Here is a 15,925-nt window from a genome sequence, read left to right as displayed (position 1 = left end):
TCTGGCGCGTCACTGGCCTGGGCCTGCTGCTCGGCATGCTGCTGGGCACTTCCGGCATGGTGACGGCCAAGGAGCGACTGACCTGGCTGCTGCGCGACCTGCCGCCGCTGACCATCTTCGAGGGCACGCGCAAGGGCCAGGGCGCCGTGGACCAGATGCTCGCCCGTCTGATCGAGCAGATGCCCGAGTACGACCACAGCATCCTCCGGGTCAATCGCGCCCGGGCCCTGCAGATGCTCCAGGAGCGCAACTTCACCTGTGACGCGACCCTGCTGTGGACCCCGGAGCGGGCGCGTTTCATTCATTTCTCGGTGCCGAGCATGGGCACCCTGAGCAACGGCCTGATCGTGCGCAAGCAGGATGCGGCGATGGTCGAACCCTTCCTGGTGGACGGCAGTGTCGATCTGAAGGCACTGCTGGCGAGCCAGACCGCGCGCCTGGGGATGGTCGCCGAGCGTAGCTACAGCACACCGGTGGACATCCTGCTCAAGGCCACCCCGCCAGACAACCTCACCCCGCACTACGGCAACGACGCCGTGCGCAGCCTGTTGCAGATGCAGAACCTGGGGCGGCTGAAATGGCTGCTGGGGTACTGGCCGGAAGTCCGCTACCTGACCCAGGAGCTGGGCCAACCATTGGACGCGCTGACCTTCTACCCGATCCAAGGCATGGCCGAGTACCAGTTCATTCATGTTGGCTGTTCCGACACGCCGCTGGGCCGTGAAGCCGTGACCCATGTGAACCAGCTACTGCTGCAGATGCGCGAAAGCGCCCTGCCGCCGCTGTATGCCGAATGGCTCGACGAGCACACCCGCGAGACCTATCTGCAGGACGCGCAACACTTCTTCAACGACGACCACCCCTGATCGGCAGGCAAAAAGAAACCCCGAACGGTGGGGAGCCCGAACGGGGTTAAACGAAGGCCAATTGGGGGGCCTTTCGTGAAGGCATTCAGTCAGCATCGGAGCAAAATGCTGACTGCCTGCCTGTATGGTGTCTGATTGCCTCCTCCGGCAAAGGTTCCCCTCACAAGGTAGCCGATAAACCACGCCCCTGCCGTGCATGTTGCCAGGCCGCGATCACGCAGGGCTGCAGGCGGCCCTCGGCGATGCGCAGGTCGCGCTGCAGGCCGTCCACCAGGTCCACCAGCAGGCGCTGGTCCTGCAACTGAGTGGCGCGGGCGGTGCGTTGCAATATGTCGAAACCATTCTCGTCACGCAGCGACACGCTGAAGTCGCCAGTGCCCTGGGGAACCAGGGTGACCTGATAAGGTGCCAATGCTTCATTGAGCAACACGCTGATCGATTCCATCTTCACCTCGATAGGACCAAGTGGTTTTCGACTGACCCCGCCAATGCCGGGAAAGTTCGGCAACGCGGGGTTTTACCAGGGGTCAGGCGAGCATGCCCGGGAAACATGACAGATTGAATGCCCCCTGAAACGGTGATATCAAAAAGCCACCCATCTATCAAGCCACTCCTTGTTCGTCCCGTGTTTTCGACGCACGGGCGTCTATCCACCGGAGCAGTTCGTCGCCCGACATCGGCCCGGCAACGAAACGCCCCTGCACCCTGGGGTGCCCCAGCCCCCGCAGCGCTTGCCAATCGGCCAGGGTATCCACCTCCGTCACCACCACTTCCAGCGCCGAACGTCGCGCCAGTATCAGCGCCGCCGCTACCACTGCCGCCTTGCTGCCCTCCTCGGCCATGCCGCGGACGAACTCAACGGGAAGCTTCAATTCGCTGAGGGGCAGGTCGAACAGCTGAGGCAGGTTCGCGGTGCCACGACCGAATTCGTCCAGGCATAGCCGCACACCCAGTTGGTGCAGGAAGGCCAGGCGTTGCAGTTGGCAAGGATCGAGCTGGTCGCAATGAAGTTCGCCGATTGCCAGGGTCAGGCTGCTGGCAGGCAGGCGATGCTGGGCCAGCAAGCGTTCCAGGCGCTCGACCAGCGCTTCGTCGAGCAACAACGCGGGCGGCAGGCTCACCGCCACCGGCAGGTCTCGGCCATCCGTCGCACTGAGCGCCAGGGCGTTCTCCAGCACGTGCCAGGTGAGCATCTCCAGCAGTGCGGTGCCCTCGGGTACGGTGAAGAACTGACCCGCCACCAGTGAACCGAGGGTCGGATGTTGCCAGCGTACCGAGGCTTCGACGCAGGCCAGGCTGCCATCGGCGTCAATTCTGGGCTGGTAGTTCACTTGCCATTGCTGGCGTAGCTGGGCCAGCTGCTCCGCCGAGAGCCGGCTCAAGGCATGTATCGGCGGCGCGCTGGCCGACACTGGCGGATCACCGCGCCAGTCTCGGTATTCACTCAGCAGGCGGTGGAGAACGGCGCCACTGGCTGGTTTCTGCAAGCAGCCCAGCAGCTGCAGGCCAAGTTGCGGGGCAAGTTCGGCGATTGTGTCGAGCAAGGCAGGCTCGGCATCGCTGAGCACGATCAATGCGCCGGCCAGTCGCTTGTCGGCCAGGTGGTTGATCATCGCCAGCCCGTCCGGGCCATCCATGTACAGGTCGCAAATGGCGACGTCCACCGGGCCACGGCGTTCGAGCATCTGCCGGGCACAACTCACCGACTCTGCTGCGAGCACATCGAAGACGCCCGCCGCGTTGAGCATCTGGTGCAATGCCATGAGCTGGAAGGGATGGTCTTCGAGGATCAGGACCTTGAGGGAGTGCATGGACAGTTCTCCGTGATGGCACGAAGCGGCCACTCTAGGGAAAACTCACCGGGGCCCCTATAGGACAAATCCGAAGAAAGGGCTTCTATTTCCGATGGTGGATCGCAGGGCAATCCTGCGGAAATGAAAAAGCCCGTCGCAAGACGGGCTTTTCTGCATCAGACAACAGGCTTACAGCGGCTTGCCCCGATTGCCATGCTGGCTGACGAACGCCTGGACCTTGGCCAGGTCGTTGCCCAGGACGGTGCAACGCTCTTCCCGCGAGAACAGGTCGGACAGGTGCGCCGGCAGTTCCAGGGCCTTGCCGACACCGGCCTTCTCCACCGCATCCGGGAACTTGACCGGGTGCGCGGTGCCCAGCACCACCATCGGGGTGTCCAGGCTGCGGCGGCATTCGCGGGCGGCCTTGACGCCGATCGCGGTGTGCGGGTCGAGCACTTCGCCGGTCTGGGCGAAGACTTCGGCGATGGTTTCGCAGGTCTGCGCGTCATCCACGGCCAGCGAGTCGAACAGCTTGCGCGCTTCGGTCCAGCGGTCCTGCTCGACGCTGAAGCCGCTACCCTGCTTGAAGTTGGCCATCAGCTCGGCGATCGCCGCGCCGTTGCGACCGTGCAGGTCGAACAGCAGGCGTTCGAAGTTCGACGAGACCATGATGTCCATCGACGGCGACAGGGTCGCGTGCAGGGTTTCCTTGACGTACTGGTTGCCGCTCATGAAGCGGTGCAGGATGTCGTTGCGGTTGGTCGCGACGATCAGCTGGCTGATCGGCAGGCCCATGTTGCGCGCCAGGTAGCCGGCGAAGATGTCGCCGAAGTTGCCGGTCGGCACCGAGAACGCCACGGAACGGGCCGGGCCGCCCAGCTGCAGGGCCGCGTGGAAGTAGTAGACGATCTGGGCCATGATCCGCGCCCAGTTGATCGAGTTGACTGCCACCAGGCGAGTGCCCTTGAGGAAGCCCTGGTCGGCGAAGCTGTTCTTGACCATCTCCTGGCAGTCGTCGAAGTTGCCTTCGATGGCGATGTTGTGGATGTTCTCGCCGAGGATGGTGGTCATCTGCCGGCGCTGCACTTCCGACACGCGCTGGTGCGGGTGCAGGATGAAGATGTCGACGTTGTCGCAACGACGGCAGCCTTCGATCGCCGCGGAACCGGTGTCACCGCTGGTGGCGCCCATGATCACCACGCGCTCGCCACGCTTGGCCAGGACGTGGTCGAGCAGGCGACCGAGCAGTTGCAGGGCGAAGTCCTTGAACGCCAGGGTCGGGCCGTGGAACAGCTCGAGCACCCACTCGTTGCTGTTCAGCTGGCGCAGCGGCGCGACCGCCGCGTGGGCGAACTCGCCGTAGGTTTCTTCGAGGATCTTCTTGAAATCAGCGTCGGCGATGCTGCCGGTGACGAACGGGCGCATCACCCGGAACGCCAGCTCGTGGTACGGCAGGCCAGCCCAGGAAGCAATCTCTTCCTGGGTGAAACGCGGCAGGTTTTCCGGTACGTAGAGACCGCCGTCGCTGGCCAGGCCAGCCAGCAGCACGTCTTCGAAATTCAGGGCCGGCGCCTGGCCACGGGTACTGATATAGCGCATGGGACAAACCTTTCTTGGCGTCGCGAGCCGCACACCTGGCGCGGCGACTCGCGGCTGGAATTAATTGAGTTGTTCGACGCGGATCCGCACGACCTTGCCGATCACATCCTGCAGCGCTTCCAGAGCGACGATCGCGTCGTTCATGCGCTGCTCCTGCACCTCGTGGGTCAGCAGGATCATCGGGACCAGGCCGTCCTGTTCCTCGACTTCCTTCTGCATGATCGACTCGATGTTGATCCCGCGTTCGGAAAGGATGCTCGCCACCTGGGCCAGTACGCCCGGATGGTCCTTGGCCTGGATGCGCAGGTAGTACGCGGTCTCGCAGGCTTCGATCGGCAGAATGGGGTGGGCGGACAGCGAATCCGGCTGGAAGGCCAGGTGCGGTACGCGGTTTTCCGGGTCGGCGGTCATGGCGCGAACCACGTCCACCAGGTCGGCGACCACCGAGGAAGCGGTCGGCTCCATGCCGGCGCCGGCGCCATAGAACAGCGTGGAGCCAGCGGCGTCGCCGTTGACCATGACCGCGTTCATCACGCCATTGACGTTGGCGATCAGGCGGTCGGCCGGAATCAGGGTCGGGTGCACGCGCAGCTCGATGCCGGCAGCAGTGCTGCGGGCCACGCCCAGGTGCTTGATGCGATAGCCCAGGGCCTCGGCGTAGTTGACGTCGGCGGTGGTCAGCTGGGTGATGCCCTCGGTATAGGCCTTGTCGAACTGCAGCGGGATACCGAAGGCGATGGACGCGAGGATGGTCAGCTTGTGCGCAGCGTCGATGCCTTCGACGTCGAAGGTCGGATCGGCTTCGGCATAGCCCAGGGCCTGGGCTTCGGCCAGCACGTCAGGGAAGGTGCGACCCTTCTCGCGCATCTCGGTGAGGATGAAGTTGCCGGTGCCGTTGATGATGCCGGCCACCCAGTTGATGCGGTTGGCCGAGAGGCCTTCGCGGATCGCCTTGATCACCGGGATGCCGCCGGCCACCGCGGCCTCGAAGGCGACGATGACGCCCTTCTCGCGGGCGCGGGCGAAGATCTCGTTGCCGTGCACGGCAATCAGCGCCTTGTTCGCGGTGACCACGTGCTTGCCGTTGTCGATGGCCTTGAGCACCAGGTCGCGGGCCACGGTGTAGCCGCCGATCAGTTCAATGACAATATCGATCTCGGGGTTGCTCGCGACCTCGAACACGTCAGCGGTAATGGGGGTACCGGTAATCTGGCAGTTCGGGTTGGGCGAACGCATGGCAATCTGTGCCACTTCGATGCCACGCCCGGCGCGGCGGGCGATTTCCTCGGCGTTTCGCTTAAGAACATTGAAGGTTCCGCCACCGACGGTCCCCAACCCACAGATGCCTACTTTGACCGGTTTCACTGTGAACTCCCCATTGAACGACCGACGCGCGGCCGGTCGTGAAAAAGGCCGTCTCCCCATGAAGACGGCCCGCTGATTGAATTACTTGGTGCTGGCCAGGGCCAGCTTGGCCACCTGTTTCGCCGGCTGGTAGCCCGGGATCACCTGGCCGTCCTCGAGGACGATGGCCGGGGTGCCGTTGACACCGATCGACTGGCCCATGGCGAACTGCTTGCCCACCGGGTTCTCGCACTTGGCGGCCTTGATTTCCTTGCCGCCGATCATGTTGTCCAGCGCCGCGTTGCGGTCCTTGGAACACCAGACCGCCTGCAGCTGTTCGTCACCCGGCGAGCCGAGGCCCTGGCGCGGGAAAGCGACGTAGCGCACTTCGACACCGAGCTTGTTCAGCTCGGCGACTTCCTCGTGCAGCTTGTGGCAGTACGGGCAGGTGGTATCGGTGAAGACGGTGATGTGCGACTTGGCCTGGCCCTTGGCCGGGTAGATCACCATTTCCGAAGTCGGGATGGTGTTGATGGTCTTGGCGATACCGGCACGCTCGGCCTTCTCGGTGAGGTTGACCGGCTTGCCGTTTTCCACCTGGAACAGGTTGCCCTGCATCACATACTGGCCGTCGGCGCTGGCATAGAGAACGCGACCGCCCTGCAGCTTGACTTCGTACAGGCTGGAGAACGGGCTCTTGGCGATGCTCTCGACGGGGATTTCGGAATCCAGCGATTTCAGCGTTTCGCGGATCGCCTTTTCGGCATCGTCAGCCACGGCGAACGAAGTGACCAGCGCCAGGGCGGCGGCCGCGAGTGTCTGGATCAAGCGCATGAGGGGAAACTCCTTGCATAGGACCGGAATAGGGACGCCCGTGCTGAAAACGCGGGGATTTCGCCGGCCCAGGACGTAAACATTGAAAGACTAACACATTCACTGCCCAGTACACGGGCCGTCGAGAAGCCAAATAGCGGCTAACCGCGCGGATGGTGACGGGCGTGCAGTTCCTGCAGGCGGGCCTTGGCCACGTGGGTGTAGATCTGCGTGGTGGAGAGGTCGCTGTGGCCCAGCAACATCTGCACCACCCGCAGGTCGGCGCCATGGTTGAGCAGGTGAGTGGCGAAGGCATGGCGCAGGGTGTGCGGCGACAGCGCCTTGCCGATCCCGGCCACGGTGGCGTGGTGCTTGATGCGGTGCCAGAAGGTCTGCCGGGTCATCTGCTCGCCGCGCAGGCTGGGGAACAAAACGTCGCTGGGACGGCCGTTGAGCAGTTCGTTGCGGCCGTCGCGCAGGTAGCGTTCGAGCCAGGCCACCGCCTCTTCGCCCATCGGCACCAGGCGCTCCTTGCTGCCCTTGCCTATCACCCGCAGCACGCCCTGGCGCAGGTTGACCTGGTCGAGGGTCAGGCTGACCAGTTCGGTCACCCGCAGGCCGCAGGCGTAGAGCACCTCAAGCATGGCGCGGTCGCGCTGGCCGATGGCTTCGCCCAGGTCCGGCGCGCGCAGCAACGCCTCGACATCGGCTTCGGACAGGGACTTGGGCAGAGGCCGGCCCAGCTGCGGCATGTCCACTTGCAGGGTGGGGTCGACGGCGATCAGTTTTTCCCGCAGCAGGTAGCGGTAGAAGCCGCGCACGCCGGAAAGGAAACGCGCCGTGGAGCGCGGCTTGTAGGCATTGTCCAGGCGCCAGGCGAGGTGATCGAGAATCAGCTCGCGACCGGCGTCGGGCAGTGCAATACCCTTTTCCTGCAGCCAGCCGTTGAACAGGGCCAGGTCGCTGCGATAGGACACGCGGGTGTTGTCGGAGAGACCCTTCTCCAGCCACAGGGCATCGAGAAACTGGTCGATCAGGGGATGGTCTATTGCGGGCATGACGGCTCTGAGAACAGGCGATGAAAACGCCGAAATGTGGCTAGTCTTCCATAACCCGCCCAGGATAGGGAATCCGCATGAACGAACAACAGATCCTGCTGGCTTTCGGCGGCATCGGCGCGGCGGCACTGGCCTGCCAGTGGCTGGCCTGGCGCCTGAAACTGCCGGCCATTCTCTTCCTCCTGCTCAGCGGCATCGTCGCCGGACCGGTGCTGGGCTGGCTCGATCCCCAGGAGATGTTCGGCCCCCTGCTGATGCCGCTGGTATCGCTGGCGGTGGCACTGATCCTGTTCGAGGGCAGCCTGACCCTGCACCTTTCGCAATGGCGCGAGATCGGCAGCGTGGTACAGCGGATGGTCACCCTGGGCGCGCTGTCCACCTGGCTGGTGATCGCCGTGGCCACCCACTGGCTGCTGGGATTCGACTGGCCGCTGGCGGTGCTGTTCGGCACCCTGACCCTGGTCACCGGTCCCACCGTGATCGTGCCGATGCTGCGGGTGGTGCGGCCCAAGGCGGCGGTCGCCAACATCCTGCGCTGGGAAGGCATCGTCATCGACCCGATCGGCGCCCTGCTCGCCGTGGTGGTGTACAGCTTCATCATCGCCAGCGCCGCGGACGACGGCCTGAGCCAGAGCCTGAAGACCTTTGCCGGAGTGATCTTCTGCGGCAGCGCCTTCGGTGCCGCCGGTGGCTGGATCCTCGGCCAGGTGATGCGCGAGCAATGGCTACCGGAATACCTGCACAACCTGGCCTCGCTGGCGGCGGTACTGGGCATCTTCATCGCCGCCAACCAGGTCATGCACGAATCCGGGCTGCTGGCGGTGACGGTGATGGGCATGTGGCTGGCGAACATGAAGGGCGTGGATGTCCGGCAGATCCTGCATTTCAAGGAAAACCTCAGCGTCCTGCTGATTTCCGGGCTGTTCATCCTGCTGGCGGCGCGCCTCGACCTGCATGCCCTGCTCGGCCTCGGCCCGGCGGTGCTGGCACTGCTGCTGGTGATCCAGTTGGTCGCCCGGCCTTTGAATGTCGCCCTGTCCACCTGGGGTTCGCCACTGAACTGGCGGGAACGCGCCCTGCTGGCCTGGATCGCCCCGCGTGGCATCGTCGCGGCGGCGGTGTCGGCGATCTTCGCCATCCGCCTCGACGAAGCCGGACATGAGGGCGCCCTGCTGTTGGTGCCGCTGACCTTCGCCGTAATCATCGGCACCGTGGTGTTGCAGAGCGCCACAGCGCGTCCCTTGGCCCGCCTGTTGAAAGTGGCGGAACCGGCGCCCAGCGGCTTTCTCATCGTGGGCGCCAACCCGCCGGCACGTGCCATCGCCAAGGCCTTGCAGGAGATGGGCAGCCGCGTGCTGCTTACCGATTCCAGCTGGGAGAACATTCGCGCGGCGCGCATGGACGGGCTGGCGACCTATTTCGGCAACCCTGCATCACAGCACGCCGATGCTCATCTGGACCTGGTCGGGCTGGGCCACCTGCTCGGCCTGTCGCCGGCGGGTGAGCTGAACGCCCTGGCCTGCATGCGCTTTCGCCATGATTTCGGTGCACAGCGCCTGTTTTCCCTGGCCAGCGGCCTGGAGCTCAGCCGCAGCGACAAGCACCGCGCCAGCGACGAACACCGCGGGCAGGCGCTGGGCAGCCAGCCGTTGACCTACGTACAACTGGCCAATCAGCTGCACCAGGGCGCAGAGCTGTACAGCACGCACCTGACCGAAGCCTTCGACTGGGACGCTTATCGCGCGCTGCATGGCGAGCGGGCGACCTTGCTGTTCGCCCGCGACGCCAATGGCTGGGTGCATGTGTGCGGGCCGGACAGTACGCTCAAGCCGGGGCCGGGATGGACATTGCTGGCACTGATCCAGCAACAGAAGGAGTGAAGGCTCAGAAGCCGGGCAGTACCGGCACCGGACGCTTGTCCTCGTCGATGGCGACGAAGCTGAACAGACCGTGGATGGCTTTCTCGCGGCTGTCGCAGCTCATGCTTTCGACGAACACCTCGACTTCCACCTTGAGGCTGGTGTTGCCGACCTTCACCACCCGTCCGACCAGTTCGACGATGGAGCCGGCGGCGATCGGGTGCTTGAAGTCGATGCGGTCAGTGGACACGGTCACCAGCGGCAGGCGACAGAAACGCGTGGCGGCGATGAACGAGACTTCGTCCATCCAGGCCAGGGCGGTGCCGCCGAACAGGGTGTTGTGGTGGTTGGTGGTGGAAGGGAACACAGCCTTGGTCACGCGGGTCACCGACAGTTCGGTGCGGCGTTCGATTTCCTGGTCTCGGGTGGTCATGGCATCACTTGGGCAAAAACTGGATTTGCGGAAAACAAAAAGGGCAGCCCGCAGGCTGCCCTTTCTTTCGCAAAGGTCGGACTGGACTCAGGCCAGTTTTTCCTTGATGCGAGCTGCTTTACCGGACAGGTCACGCAGGTAGTACAGCTTGGCTTTACGCACGTCACCACGACGTTTCACGGCCAGGCTGTCGATTTGCGGGCTGTAGGTCTGGAAAGTACGCTCAACGCCAACACCGTTGGAGATCTTGCGAACGGTGAATGCGCTGTTCAGACCGCGGTTGCGCTTGGCGATTACAACGCCTTCGAACGCCTGCAGACGGGAACGATCGCCTTCCTTCACTTTCACCTGAACGACAACGGTGTCGCCCGGGGCAAAGGTAGGGATCTCTTTGCTCATCTGTTCAGCTTCGATCTGCTGAATGATTTTGTTGGTCATCTTGTGCTCCTAAGGCAAATCTCGGATTTACCATCGATACGTTAACTATCGTCCCGCTCGCGGATGTATTCCTCGAGCAGCTTCTTCTCTTCTCCAGAAAGTGAGCGACTTTCCAGAAGATCAGCGCGTCGTTCCCAGGTCCGCCCAAGGGACTGCTGCAAACGCCAGCGCCGGATGTGTGCATGGTTGCCACTAAGCAACACGTCGGGAACACGCTGATCCGCATACACCTCCGGTCGGGTGTAGTGCGGGCAATCCAGCAGACCGTCGGTGAAAGAGTCTTCCTCCGCCGAGTCCACATGCCCTAAAGCTCCGGGCAGCAGCCGTGTAACCGCATCGATCAGGACCATCGCCGGCAGCTCGCCGCCAGACAGTACATAGTCGCCAATCGACCACTCTTCATCGACATGAGCTTCAATGAAACGCTCGTCGATGCCTTCGTAACGACCGGCTATCAGAATCAACGATTCATGCTTCGCCAGGTCCTTGACCGCCGACTGATTCAGCTTGCGGCCTTGCGGCGACAGGTAGATCACCTTCGCCTCGCCTCCGGTTGCCTGCCTGGCCTGGACCAGGGCGTCTTCCAGGGGCTTGATCTTCATCACCATGCCCGGACCACCGCCAAAAGGCCGATCATCCACCGTGTGGTGACGATCCGTGGTGTAGTCCCGCGGATTCCAGCAGGTCAGTTGCAACAACCCCTGTTTCACCGCTCGGCTGGTAATGCCGTACTCACTGATGGCCGAGAACATCTCGGGGAACAACGTGATGACTTCTACGCGCAGGCTGGCCATTGCTTAGAAATCCGCGTCCCACTCGACCCTCATTTCACTTGCCGCCAGATCGATCGAAAGGACGCATTGCCGGGTATACGGCAACAGTCGTTCACGATCATCGAGGCTGCCAGCACAGGGCTTGACCACCATTACATCGTTCGCGCCGGTCTCCAACAGGTGATCAACCTTGCCGAACAGCTGTCCGTCCTGGTTGATGACGCTCAGGCCCACGAGCTGGTACCAGTAGTACTCGTCGTTGGCCAGGTTGGGCAAAAGGCTTCGCGAGATACAGATCTCATAACCGCTCAGAAGACGAGCTTCATCGCGATCGTCGAGCCCCTTGAGCTTGGCGACCAGATCCTTTTGACCGGATCGGCCCTTGACCAGCTCTACCTGCTTGACCACGCCTTCGCGCCGAAGCGTCCAGTGGCGGTACTGCAACAGGTTGTCGATCGGATCGGTAAAGGAAAAGACCTTCACCTCGCCGCGAACGCCGTGTACCGAAAAAATCTTGCCGACGACGATGAGGTCATCCGCAGTTTCTGGCGTCGCGTTCATAGTGCTCAGGCAGCAGCCTTGGCAGCTTCCTTCAGCAGCTGAGCAACGCGCTCAGACGGCTGTGCACCTTGAGCCAGCCAGTAGGTGGCGCGCTCTTGGTTTACGGACAGTTTGACTTCTGCGCCCGAAGCAATCGGGTTGAAGAAGCCGATACGCTCAACGAAACGACCATCGCGCGCATTGCGGCTGTTGGTCACGGTGAGGTGGTAGAATGGGCGCTTTTTGGAGCCGCCACGGGCAAGACGGATGGTTACCATGTGAACATCGTTCCTGTAGTCGGTGCTGCAAATCTATAGGCCAAACGGGCACGGGTGCCCGAAAGGCCGCATATTCTCGGGGAATGCACGGACTTTTGCAAATGCCTTTTTTCTGGCAACTGCCTGTCTGTCATACAGATCTGCAATGAGGCCGCCTTATATAAGGCGGCAATTTTCCCGCCGGGGCGGGTTTCGAGGGTGGTGCCGCAAGCGCCACCACCCCGGAATAGGGTTTACAGCTTGGGCATGCCGCCGCCAGGCATCATGCCGCCGAGGCCGCGCATCATCTTGGCCATGCCGCCCTTGGCAGAAAACTTCTTCATCATCTTCTGCATCTGCTTGTGCTGCTTGATCAGGCGGCCGATGTCCTGCACCTGGGTGCCGGAACCCAGGGCGATGCGGCGCTTGCGCGAACCGCTGATCAGCTCGGGATCGCGGCGCTCGGCCGGGGTCATCGAGTTGATGATCGCTTCCATCTGCTTGAACTGCTTCTCGGCCGCGCCCTGGGCGTTGCCCATCTGCGACAGGTTGACCCCGCCGATGCTCGGCAGCTTGTCCATCAGGCCGCCGAGGCCGCCCATGTTCTTCATCTGCTGCAGCTGGTCGCGGAAGTCTTCAAGATCGAAGCCCTTGCCCTTCTTCAGCTTCTTGGCCAGCTTGTCGGCCTTGGCCTTGTCGATGTTCTGCTCGGCCTGCTCGATCAGGCTGAGCACGTCGCCCATGCCGAGGATCCGCGAGGCGATACGGTCCGGGTGGAACGGTTCCAGGGCCTCGGTCTTCTCGCCCATGCCGATGAACTTGATCGGCTTGCCGGTGATGGCGCGCACCGACAGCGCGGCACCGCCACGGGCGTCACCGTCGACCTTGGTCAGCACCACGCCGGTCAGCGGCAGCGCGTCGCCGAAGGCCTTGGCGGTGTTGGCGGCGTCCTGGCCGGTCATGGCATCGACCACGAACAGCGTCTCGATCGGCTTGACCGCGGCGTGCAGGTCCTTGATCTCGGTCATCATGTCGGCGTCGATGTGCAGACGACCGGCGGTGTCGACGATGACCACGTCGATGAATTTCAGCTTGGCTTCGCGGATCGCCGCTTCGGCGATGGCGACCGGCTTCTGGCTGATATCGGACGGGAAGAAGGTCACGCCGATGTCGTTGGCCAGGGTTTCCAGCTGCTTGATCGCCGCCGGCCGATAGACGTCGGCGGAGACGACCATGACGGTCTTCTTCTTGCGTTCCTTGAGGAAGCGCGCCAGCTTGCCGGCGGTGGTGGTCTTGCCCGCCCCCTGCAGACCGGCCATGAGCACCACGGCAGGCGGTGCGGCATTCAGGCTCAGGTCTTCGTTGGCTGCGCCCATCAGCTCTTCGAGCTCGGCCTGGACGATCTTCACGAACGCCTGGCCCGGGGTCAGGCTGCGGGAAACCTCGGTACCGACCGCACGTTCCTTGACCTTGTTGACGAAGTCCTTGACCACCGGCAGGGCGACGTCGGCTTCGAGCAACGCCATGCGCACTTCGCGCAGGGTGTCTTTGATGTTGTCTTCATTCAGCTTGGCCTTGCCGGTGACATGGCGCAGCGTCTGTGACAGACGATCGGTCAGGTTTTCAAACATGGGGATCCTTTCAGGCTCTGTGGAACCGGGGTTTAGCCAGCCCAGGGGCGCGGGCAGGGGCGCGATTATAACGAAGACTGGCGCCAGCGCACACCATGCCGTCGGCGCGCAGTCTTCCTAGGGGCCCGCGTTCTATGCCAAACTCGGCGACTTTCGGGCTTGCCTAACAGGACTTATGCTCCCCTTGTCACCCAGCTTGCTACCCAACCTGATCGCCGCCTGCCTGTACGCCGCCGCGTTCGCCCTCCAAGCCACCGGGCTGTCCCGCGGTGTCAAGGCCGACAAGCGCCTGCTCGGCCTGCTGGGCGCAGTGGCGGTCGTCGCCCAGGGCACGGCGCTGTTCTGGCAGTTGCTCACGCCCCTGGGCCTGAGCCTGGACTTCTTCAGCGCCGCCAGCCTGATCGCCACGGCGGTCATCGCCATCACGCTGCTCGCCTGCCTGCGCAGCCCGGTGGAGAATTTGCTCCTGCTGCTGTTCCCGCTCGGCCTGCTGACGGCGCTGATCGCCCAGTTCGCGCCGTCCGGCACGGTGCCGCTGATCAACGAGGAACCGGGCATCCTGGCCCATATCCTGCTGTCGATCCTGGCCTACGGCCTGTTCACCATCGCGGTGTTCCAGGCGCTGTTGCTGCTGGTGCAGGACCATCAGCTCAAGCACAAGCACCCGTCGGGCCTGATCCGCAACTTCCCGCCGCTGCAGACCATGGAAAGCCTGCTGTTCGGCTTCCTCTGGGCCGGCTGGAGCCTGCTCACCCTATCGCTGATCTCCGGCTGGCTGTTCCTCGACAACCTGTTCGCCCAGCACCTGGTACACAAGACCCTGCTGGCCTGCGTCGCCTGGATCGTCTTCAGCGTGCTGCTGTGGGGCCGCACCCGCCTCGGCTGGCGCGGACACAAGGCGATCCGCTGGACGCTGGCCGGGTTCTGCCTGCTGATGCTGGCGTACTTCGGCAGCAAGCTGGTACGCGAATTCATCCTGCATATCTGACGGGCGATCGATGAACACTCTGCCGCTGGCTCCGCTGCTCGGGCTCCTCGCCCTGGCCTTGTTGTGGTCGGCGCTGTTCACCGCCGTCGACGCCGCGCGCCAGCGCCTGGCCGGTACCCGGCACAGCGACAGCCACCCTGCCCTCGACGGCATCCCGGCCCAGTCCCTGGTCCTGGCCGCAAGCCTCGGCAAGTTGCTGGTGTTCGCCCTCGCCGCCCTCACCGGCCTGCGCTGCCAGGGCGAAAGCGGTTTCTGGCAGGGCTGCCTGGGCGCCGCCGTGCTGTTGCTGGTCTGCGCCGAGTACCTGCCACGCCAACTGGCCCGGCGCAATCCCGAGGCCTTCATCGGCCTGGGCATCATCCTCAGGCTGCCCCTTCGCCTGCTACAGCCGCTGGCCTGCCTGCTGGATGGCATTGCCCGCCTGATCGTTCGGCCCTTCGCGGTGCAGCCGGCACTGGTGAATCACCACGAGCAGGATCCCGAGGAAACCGGTGACGACCAGGACGACCACGAAAAACCCGGCCCGCACACCCTGCCCAACAGCCTCCTGGCCCTGGAAAAGATCACCGTCAACCACATCCTGGTGCCGCGCAGCGAGGTCGACGGGGTCAACCTCGATGACCCGATCGAGGCCATCATCGAACAACTGGTCGCCTGCAAGCACACCCGCCTGCCGGTGTTCCACAGCGATATCAACCAGGTCCAGGCGGTGCTCAACCTGCGCCACATCGCCCACCTGTTGCCCAAGGCCGAGCTGACCCACGAAAGCCTGCTGGCCGCCTGCTACGAACCCTACTTCGTTCCGGAAAGCACCCCGCTGCAGATGCAGTTGCTGAACTTCCACAAGCAGCAGCGGCGCATGGGCATCGTCGTCGACGAGTACGGCGAGGTGCAGGGCATCGTCACGCTCGAAGACATCCTTGAGGAAATCGTCGGCGAGTTCGAAGAACAGGACAGCCAGGACAACCCGCACATCCACCCGCAGGCCGACGGGCGCTACGTCATCGAAGGCGCCATCGCCATCCGCGAACTGAACCGCTGCCTCGGCTGGCACCTGCCCAGCGACGGCCCCAAGACCCTCAACGGCCTGGTGACCGAAGCCCTGGAGAGCATCCCGGACAGCGCCGTTTGCCTGAGGATCGGCCGCTATCGCCTGGAAATCCTCGAAACCGAGGACAACCGCGCCAGCCGCATCCTGGCCTGGACCGTGGCGCGCCTGCCCACCGCCTGATCCGCTACCCGCCAGGCGCCGAGATAGACACATCCGGTATCGAATGTGGCTATACTCGCTCCACGCTTACCCAGCCCTGCCGTCGCGCCCGCTACCCGCATCCGGCGCCTTGCGGCCAGCGCACTCCGCCTGCATCGCGCGCTCCAGCGGTACTGCTTCACACCCCGAACAGTGCCCGCGCCCGTCCTTATCCCCACAGGGCGTATGCTCGGCGACGCGAGTCATTCCAATAAATAACGCTCCGGCGCCCCTCGCTGCCATCCGTGCGTGGTCGCCAGAAGAGCACTCGACTGTCAGGGGTA

The 15,925-nt window shown here is 63.7% G+C and carries 16 protein-coding genes; 4 read left to right on the top strand and 12 right to left on the bottom strand.

The features are described from left to right. The first annotated feature begins 35 nt into the window (after window positions 1–35). Entirely contained in the window at window positions 36–866 is an 831-nt protein-coding gene (locus V0R59_RS08775) for a TIGR02285 family protein (protein ID WP_330075048.1), read from the top strand. Between the two features lie 160 nt (window positions 867–1,026). Here V0R59_RS08775 and V0R59_RS08770 read toward each other — a convergent pair whose 3' ends face one another. The 6 genes from V0R59_RS08770 to xerD form a co-directional block, all read right to left on the bottom strand. Then, window positions 1,027–1,311 carry a DUF3509 domain-containing protein gene (locus tag V0R59_RS08770; protein ID WP_330075049.1) on the bottom strand — a complete coding sequence of 95 codons (285 nt, stop codon included), beginning with the start codon at window positions 1,309–1,311 and terminating at the stop codon, window positions 1,027–1,029. Between the two features lie 157 nt (window positions 1,312–1,468). After that, on the bottom strand, window positions 1,469–2,677 hold the full coding sequence (locus V0R59_RS08765) for an EAL domain-containing response regulator (RefSeq protein ID WP_330075050.1): 1,209 nt from the start codon (window positions 2,675–2,677) through the stop codon (window positions 1,469–1,471). 171 nt (window positions 2,678–2,848) lie between these two features. Beyond that, window positions 2,849–4,258, bottom strand: coding sequence for a threonine synthase (thrC, locus tag V0R59_RS08760; protein WP_330075051.1), 1,410 nt, complete (start codon window positions 4,256–4,258; stop codon window positions 2,849–2,851). A 60-nt stretch (window positions 4,259–4,318) separates the two neighbouring features. Then, window positions 4,319–5,623: a homoserine dehydrogenase gene (locus V0R59_RS08755; RefSeq protein ID WP_330075052.1), complete on the bottom strand. Its 1,305-nt coding sequence runs from the start codon at window positions 5,621–5,623 to the stop codon at window positions 4,319–4,321. An 81-nt stretch (window positions 5,624–5,704) separates the two neighbouring features. Next, complete coding sequence (gene dsbC, locus V0R59_RS08750; protein ID WP_330075053.1) at window positions 5,705–6,436, bottom strand: bifunctional protein-disulfide isomerase/oxidoreductase DsbC; 732 nt, start codon at window positions 6,434–6,436, stop codon at window positions 5,705–5,707. A gap of 140 nt (window positions 6,437–6,576) precedes the next feature. After that, window positions 6,577–7,473 (bottom strand): site-specific tyrosine recombinase XerD, encoded by an 897-nt coding sequence (gene xerD / locus V0R59_RS08745; protein ID WP_330075054.1) that lies wholly within the window; start codon window positions 7,471–7,473, stop codon window positions 6,577–6,579. A 77-nt stretch (window positions 7,474–7,550) separates the two neighbouring features. Here xerD and V0R59_RS08740 point away from each other — a divergent pair, with 77 nt between their 5' ends. Beyond that, window positions 7,551–9,353 carry a cation:proton antiporter gene (locus tag V0R59_RS08740; protein ID WP_330075055.1) on the top strand — a complete coding sequence of 601 codons (1,803 nt, stop codon included), beginning with the start codon at window positions 7,551–7,553 and terminating at the stop codon, window positions 9,351–9,353. A gap of 4 nt (window positions 9,354–9,357) precedes the next feature. Here the strand turns inward: V0R59_RS08740 and V0R59_RS08735 are convergent, their stop codons facing one another. The 6 genes from V0R59_RS08735 to ffh form a co-directional block, all read right to left on the bottom strand. Continuing rightward, window positions 9,358–9,765 carry an acyl-CoA thioesterase gene (locus V0R59_RS08735; protein ID WP_330075056.1) on the bottom strand — a complete coding sequence of 136 codons (408 nt, stop codon included), beginning with the start codon at window positions 9,763–9,765 and terminating at the stop codon, window positions 9,358–9,360. Between the two features lie 87 nt (window positions 9,766–9,852). Continuing rightward, complete coding sequence (rplS, locus tag V0R59_RS08730) at window positions 9,853–10,203, bottom strand: 50S ribosomal protein L19 (protein WP_042122082.1); 351 nt, start codon at window positions 10,201–10,203, stop codon at window positions 9,853–9,855. A 41-nt stretch (window positions 10,204–10,244) separates the two neighbouring features. Further along, complete coding sequence (gene trmD / locus V0R59_RS08725; RefSeq protein WP_330075057.1) at window positions 10,245–10,997, bottom strand: tRNA (guanosine(37)-N1)-methyltransferase TrmD; 753 nt, start codon at window positions 10,995–10,997, stop codon at window positions 10,245–10,247. Window positions 10,998–11,000: 3 nt separating this feature from the next. Then, a complete protein-coding gene (rimM, locus tag V0R59_RS08720; RefSeq protein WP_330075058.1) occupies window positions 11,001–11,537 on the bottom strand; it encodes a ribosome maturation factor RimM in 537 nt (178 codons plus the stop codon). Between the two features lie 5 nt (window positions 11,538–11,542). Then, the gene (gene rpsP, locus V0R59_RS08715) at window positions 11,543–11,794 is read right to left on the bottom strand and encodes a 30S ribosomal protein S16 (protein ID WP_042122088.1); all 252 of its coding nucleotides are present in this window, start codon (window positions 11,792–11,794) and stop codon (window positions 11,543–11,545) included. Between the two features lie 233 nt (window positions 11,795–12,027). Continuing rightward, entirely contained in the window at window positions 12,028–13,404 is a 1,377-nt protein-coding gene (gene ffh, locus V0R59_RS08710) for a signal recognition particle protein (RefSeq protein ID WP_330075059.1), read from the bottom strand. Window positions 13,405–13,579: 175 nt separating this feature from the next. Between ffh and V0R59_RS08705 the strand changes: the two genes are divergently transcribed. Both V0R59_RS08705 and V0R59_RS08700 read left to right on the top strand, forming a co-directional pair. Then, the gene (locus V0R59_RS08705; RefSeq protein ID WP_375547375.1) at window positions 13,580–14,392 is read left to right on the top strand and encodes a cytochrome C assembly family protein; all 813 of its coding nucleotides are present in this window, start codon (window positions 13,580–13,582) and stop codon (window positions 14,390–14,392) included. A 10-nt stretch (window positions 14,393–14,402) separates the two neighbouring features. Further along, window positions 14,403–15,623 (top strand): transporter associated domain-containing protein, encoded by a 1,221-nt coding sequence (locus V0R59_RS08700; protein WP_330075061.1) that lies wholly within the window; start codon window positions 14,403–14,405, stop codon window positions 15,621–15,623. Window positions 15,624–15,925: the final 302 nt, after the last annotated feature.

Origin of the sequence: Pseudomonas ulcerans (genome assembly GCF_036324125.1) — a bacterium.
Taxonomy (GTDB): Bacteria; Pseudomonadota; Gammaproteobacteria; order Pseudomonadales; family Pseudomonadaceae; genus Aquipseudomonas; species Aquipseudomonas ulcerans.
The sequence above is the reverse complement of the archived record's forward strand: the minus strand, read 5'-3'. Positions and strand labels throughout refer to the sequence as shown.

Excerpts from the sequence above, each read along its gene's own strand:
- dsbC (WP_330075053.1), bottom strand. The coding sequence starts at position 6,436 with ATGCGCTTGATCCAGACACTCGCGGCCGCCGCCCTGGCGCTGGTCACT.
- rplS (WP_042122082.1), bottom strand. The coding sequence starts at position 10,203 with ATGACCAACAAAATCATTCAGCAGATCGAAGCTGAACAGATGAGCAAA.
- V0R59_RS08775 (WP_330075048.1), top strand. The coding sequence starts at position 36 with ATGCTGCTGGGCACTTCCGGCATGGTGACGGCCAAGGAGCGACTGACC.
- V0R59_RS08705 (WP_375547375.1), top strand. The coding sequence starts at position 13,580 with ATGCTCCCCTTGTCACCCAGCTTGCTACCCAACCTGATCGCCGCCTGC.
- ffh (WP_330075059.1), bottom strand. The coding sequence starts at position 13,404 with ATGTTTGAAAACCTGACCGATCGTCTGTCACAGACGCTGCGCCATGTC.
- rimM (WP_330075058.1), bottom strand. The coding sequence starts at position 11,537 with ATGAACGCGACGCCAGAAACTGCGGATGACCTCATCGTCGTCGGCAAG.
- V0R59_RS08700 (WP_330075061.1), top strand. The coding sequence starts at position 14,403 with ATGAACACTCTGCCGCTGGCTCCGCTGCTCGGGCTCCTCGCCCTGGCC.
- V0R59_RS08740 (WP_330075055.1), top strand. The coding sequence starts at position 7,551 with ATGAACGAACAACAGATCCTGCTGGCTTTCGGCGGCATCGGCGCGGCG.
- thrC (WP_330075051.1), bottom strand. The coding sequence starts at position 4,258 with ATGCGCTATATCAGTACCCGTGGCCAGGCGCCGGCCCTGAATTTCGAA.
- V0R59_RS08770 (WP_330075049.1), bottom strand. The coding sequence starts at position 1,311 with ATGGAATCGATCAGCGTGTTGCTCAATGAAGCATTGGCACCTTATCAG.
- V0R59_RS08765 (WP_330075050.1), bottom strand. The coding sequence starts at position 2,677 with ATGCACTCCCTCAAGGTCCTGATCCTCGAAGACCATCCCTTCCAGCTC.
- V0R59_RS08735 (WP_330075056.1), bottom strand. The coding sequence starts at position 9,765 with ATGACCACCCGAGACCAGGAAATCGAACGCCGCACCGAACTGTCGGTG.
- xerD (WP_330075054.1), bottom strand. The coding sequence starts at position 7,473 with ATGCCCGCAATAGACCATCCCCTGATCGACCAGTTTCTCGATGCCCTG.
- rpsP (WP_042122088.1), bottom strand. The coding sequence starts at position 11,794 with ATGGTAACCATCCGTCTTGCCCGTGGCGGCTCCAAAAAGCGCCCATTC.
- trmD (WP_330075057.1), bottom strand. The coding sequence starts at position 10,997 with ATGGCCAGCCTGCGCGTAGAAGTCATCACGTTGTTCCCCGAGATGTTC.